We start from the raw sequence: 4,727 nt of genomic DNA, 5'->3' as shown, positions 1-4,727 counted from the left end.
CCTCTATATGGATCTCCTTGAGCTTACGAACGTCATGAGGGTAATTGAGAAAGTAATGCCAGATGAAGTTTACAACCTTGCAGCTCAGAGCTTTGTAGGTGTTTCATTTGAGCAGCCTATTTTGACTTCAGAGGTTGATGCCATTGGAGTTCTTAGGCTCCTTGAGGCAATAAGAACTATCAAGCCCGATGCAAAGTTCTATCAGGCCTCTACCAGTGAGATGTTTGGAAAAGTTCAGGAAGTTCCACAAACGGAGAATACTCCTTTCTATCCCCGCAGTCCCTACGGAGTTGCAAAGCTCTTTGGCCACTGGATAACTGTTAACTATAGGGAGTCCTTTGGTATTTTTGCCTGCTCTGGAATCCTCTTCAACCACGAGTCCCCTTTACGGGGGCTTGAATTCGTTACGAGGAAAATTACCTACTCCTTGGCGAGAATTAAGTACGGCCTTCAGGATAAACTAATTCTTGGGAACCTTGATGCTAAGAGAGACTGGGGTTATGCTCCGGAGTACGTTGAAGGTATGTGGCTTATGCTTCAGCAGGATGAGCCGGACGACTACGTTCTGGCAACCGGAGAGACCCACTCCGTCAGAGAATTTGTTGAAAAGGCTGCAGAGCTTGCCGGTTTTAACATAGTTTGGGAAGGTGAAGGGGTAGGTGCGAGAGGAATAGACAGGAAGAGTGGAAGAGTCATTGTTGAGGTTTCTCCTCGGTTTTACAGGCCTGCTGAAGTTGATTTGCTGATTGGAAATCCGGAAAAGGCTAAGAAGAAGTTAGGTTGGGTACCAAAGGTCAAATTTGATGATTTAGTTGCTATTATGATGGAAGTAGATTTAAGGAGGATTTCAGATCAAAAGCAATGATTGAGATAAATTCCTCAAAAATAAAGAAGGAAGAACTTCTGTCGGAAGTAGAACGAGAAATGCGGAAACTTGATCGTCTTGAGAAAAGTTTTCAACCTACAGTTGATCCTGTTAACTCTGTTGATTTGTCAGAGTTACTTTCCTATATCGGAGGAGAGTTTATAAGAAAAGCTTACCTCTTAATTTTAGGAAGAGAACCTGATCCAGAAGGATTTGAATATTACTTGGAAAATCTGCTAAAAGGGAGGTTTTCCAAGATAGATATTATTGTTCGCCTTCGCTATTCTAGGGAGGGTAGAGAAAGAGGAGTAAAGATAAAGGGACTTTCAAAGTATAGGGTTTTTTATTCTATTCTTTCCTCTTTGCCCGGAGTTGGAAGCATAGTCGGTGGAATTAAGTTCTTTGTTACTCTCCCGAGATTCGTAACTTATGTTAGAGGTATTGAGGCAAGTTCTGAATTTCAGATTTCTAATTTGAAATCACTTATTTCAAAGCTTGAAGTTAATCTCTCAAGTTTTAAAAATAGCTTTGGAAATCTTGCAGAAAAACAAGCAAAAGAGTTGAAGAAGATAGAAGAGGAGTTAAGAAAGAATGATTTGAAGATTGAAGAAATAAAAAAAGAATTATTCTGCATAGGTTCCAAGTTCCAGAAAGAGGAGGTACCGACTACTATTGAAGTAGAGCTCCAAAAAATAGATATAGTAGAAAGGGATTACTATGCTGCTTTTGAATCTCTTTTTAGAGGAAGTTATAAAGATGTAAAATGGCACTTAAAAAGATATCTCAAATATATTCCAGTAGAGCTTGCTTCTAAGTTTCCAGTTCTTGATGTCGGATGTGGAAGAGGAGAGTTTTTGGAACTTCTTAGAGAACAGAGGATTAAAGCTATAGGTGTTGATGTTGATAGTTATCAAGTAAAAGACCTGAAAAAAAGAGGTTACGCAGTTTATAAAGAAGATGTGAACTCTTTCCTTGAAGAGAATAGTAAGAAGTTCTCGGCAATAACTGCTTTTCAGGTGATAGAACACTTTGATACTTCTTACTTGAAAGATTTCCTAAGACTTTCTTTTGAAAAACTTGTTCCTGGAGGTGTTTTAATTCTTGAGACAATTAATCCTTGGAACTATGAGGCTTTCCCAAGGTTCTATATGGATGAAACTCACGTCAGGCCAATTCCCCCGGATACTATGTCTTTTATGTTAAGATGGTTCGGTTTCTCTGATTTAAAACTTCTTTTCTTATCTCCTTTAGCAGAAGAAAAGTTTAAGGATGAGGATCTCAAAAAACTCTACTTAGACTATGCTTTGATATCTAAGAAGCCGGTGGACAAATGAAAGTGAAAGCAATTCATCAGTTTCACTCTGGTAGTGCTTACGGTGATGCTGTGACGAATGGAATGCTTTTAATTAGAGATATACTTAGAAAACTTGGATTTAAATCAGAAATTTACGTTGAGCACGTTGACAGGAAGTTAAAAAAAGAACTGAAACACTACTCCCAGTATAAAACAGATCCAGAGAACGTGCTTCTTGTTCACCATTCGTTAGGGCACGATCTTGATTCTTGGCTTAAATCCCTTAAAGATAAAATTGTCCTTGTTTATCACAATATAACCCCAGAGAGGTTTTTTCCTGAAGATTCTCTTCTGAGGAAATATGCAAGAAAAGGAAGGGAACAACTTAAGCTTTTAAAGGAAATTTCAGTTGCTGCAATTGCAGACTCTAAAGTTAACAAACAGGAACTTATATCTTTAGGATTTTTACCGGAAAAAGTTTGGGTTATTCCTCTACTTTTTGACCTTGAAAAGATAAGGAACCATCCTTACAATCCGAGGATTATTGATAAATATGGCACTTCTTTTAATGTACTGTTTGTTGGAAGAGTTGTAGGAAACAAAAAACAAGATGAACTTGTAGATATCTTCAGCTATTTCAAGAAGTTATCCGATAAACCTTCAAGGCTTATCCTTGTAGGAGGGACTACAGATCTTTCTTACGAGAGGTTAGTAAAAGATAAAGTAAAAAAATATGGCCTTAAGTTAGGAGAAGATGTTTTATTAACTGGAAGAATTCCTTATAAAGATCTCTACGCTTATTATAGATGTGCTGATGTATTCGTATGTATGAGTGAACACGAAGGATTCGGAGTTCCTCTTGTTGAGGCCTTTGCCCTTAATGTTCCTGTTGTTGCCTACGATGCTCCAGATAGCAACGTTAGATATACGTTAAATGGTGGGGGGGTACTTGTAAAGGAAAAGGATTTTAAAAAAATAGCAGCTTTACTATCCGTACTTTCAAAAAACAGGAGACTTTTAAGAGAGATCTTAAAGACTCAGGAAGAGGCTATTTCAGTTTACGAGAAAGATAATATTATTGAAAAGTTTGTGAATTTCCTTGAAAAAATTGTTGGAGTAGAAATCCCAAAAGACTACGAAACAGTTTTCAGTAAAGAGTTTAAAAGGAAGGATGTGGATTTCCAGATAGAAGGTCCCTTTGATAGCTCTTACAGTTTAGCCATTGTGAATAGGGAAATGGCTAGAGCACTCAATAGCCTTTTCCCTGAAAAGGTTGCCCTTTACTCTACTGAAGGACCGGGAGACTTTGAGCCAAACAAGGAGTTTTTAATAAACAATCCAGACGTAGAAATTATGTGGAAAAAGGGCGAAAAAGGGTACAGGAAAGGAACACTCCTAAGGAACCTTTACCCTCCAAGGGTTAGTGATATGAAGTCCTACATCAACCTTATGAACTCCTACGGTTGGGAAGAGTCAGAGTTTCCTAAAGAGTATCTTAAAAACTTTAATCGCTATCTTGATGCTCTTCCTGTTATGTCTCCTTATGTAAAGAAAATTATGATAGATAACGGAATAACTATTCCTGTTTTTTCTATTGGCCTTGGTGTTGATCATGTTTTAAAAGTAAAACCAAAGTACTATTCTTTAAAGACAAAAAAGAACTTTAAGTTTCTTCATATATCTTCCTGTTTTCCCCGTAAAGGCATAGATGTTCTTTTAGATGCTTACACTTCTGCCTTTACAGCTGAAGATGATGTTGTCCTCATAATAAAAACTTTCCCTAATCCCCACAATAACGTTGAAGAGTTGGTTGAGAAATTTAAAGAGAAAGGAAATGCTCCAGAAATAGAGGTTATAAATAAAGACCTTCCAGACAATTATATTGTTGGTCTTTACAAACAGTGTGATTGCCTTGTTCAGCCGACAAGAGGAGAAGGATTTGGCCTTCCTATGGCTGAGGCAATGCTCTTTGAGCTTCCTGTTATAACAACTGCTTTTGGAGGACAGACCTTTTTCTGCAGGGAAGATAACTCATGGCTTGTTGACTTTCGTTTTTCTAAAGCAAGAACCCACATGAAACAGTTTAACTCTTACTGGGTTGAGCCGGAGAAGGAGAGTTTGATTAAGGCTATGAGGGAAGTTTATACCCTTTCTGAAGAGAAGAAGAGAGAAAAAACTCAAAAGGCAAAACAGTTTGTATTAGAGAACTTTACTTGGGAAAAAAGTGCTAAAAAGCTTCTAAAGGTTAGAGATTATGTTGAGAAGCTTCCAATCTTTCCAGATAGGAAACTTAGAGTTGGATGGGTCAGTACTTGGAACACAAGGTGTGGAATAGCAACTTACTCCCAGTTTTTAACTGAGAATTTCTCAGAAGATGTTGATCTTTTCATTATAGCGGACAAGGTAAGCAGCAAGGAGATTCTAAAGCCAGAACTTGAAAAGAATGTCTATCGAATTTGGAGTATGGGAGGAAAGTCTGCTGATATTGACAAAATTTTAAATTTTGTTATTGGGAACTCTTTGGATTCTGTGGTTTTTCAGTACAATTTTGGTTTTATTGATATAAGG

General features: G+C 37.6%; 3 protein-coding genes. All 3 read left to right on the top strand.

The features are described 5' to 3' along the window. Nucleotides 1–865, top strand: an 865-nt coding sequence (gene gmd, locus MV676_RS04090) for a GDP-mannose 4,6-dehydratase (protein ID WP_297445482.1), incomplete at its 5' end; no start/stop codon positions are given. Beyond that, nucleotides 862–2,199, top strand: coding sequence for a methyltransferase domain-containing protein (locus MV676_RS04085; RefSeq protein WP_297445479.1), 1,338 nt, complete (start codon nt 862–864; stop codon nt 2,197–2,199). The genes gmd and MV676_RS04085, both read left to right, overlap by 4 nt. After that, nucleotides 2,196–4,727: glycosyltransferase (locus MV676_RS04080; protein ID WP_297445477.1), on the top strand; the 2,532-nt coding region annotated here is incomplete at its 3' end. The genes MV676_RS04085 and MV676_RS04080, both read left to right, overlap by 4 nt.

Origin of the sequence: Desulfurobacterium sp. (genome assembly GCF_027028515.1) — a bacterium.
Classification (GTDB): Bacteria; Aquificota; Aquificia; order Desulfurobacteriales; family Desulfurobacteriaceae; genus Desulfurobacterium_A.
The sequence above is the reverse complement of the archived record's forward strand: the minus strand, read 5'-3'. Positions and strand labels throughout refer to the sequence as shown.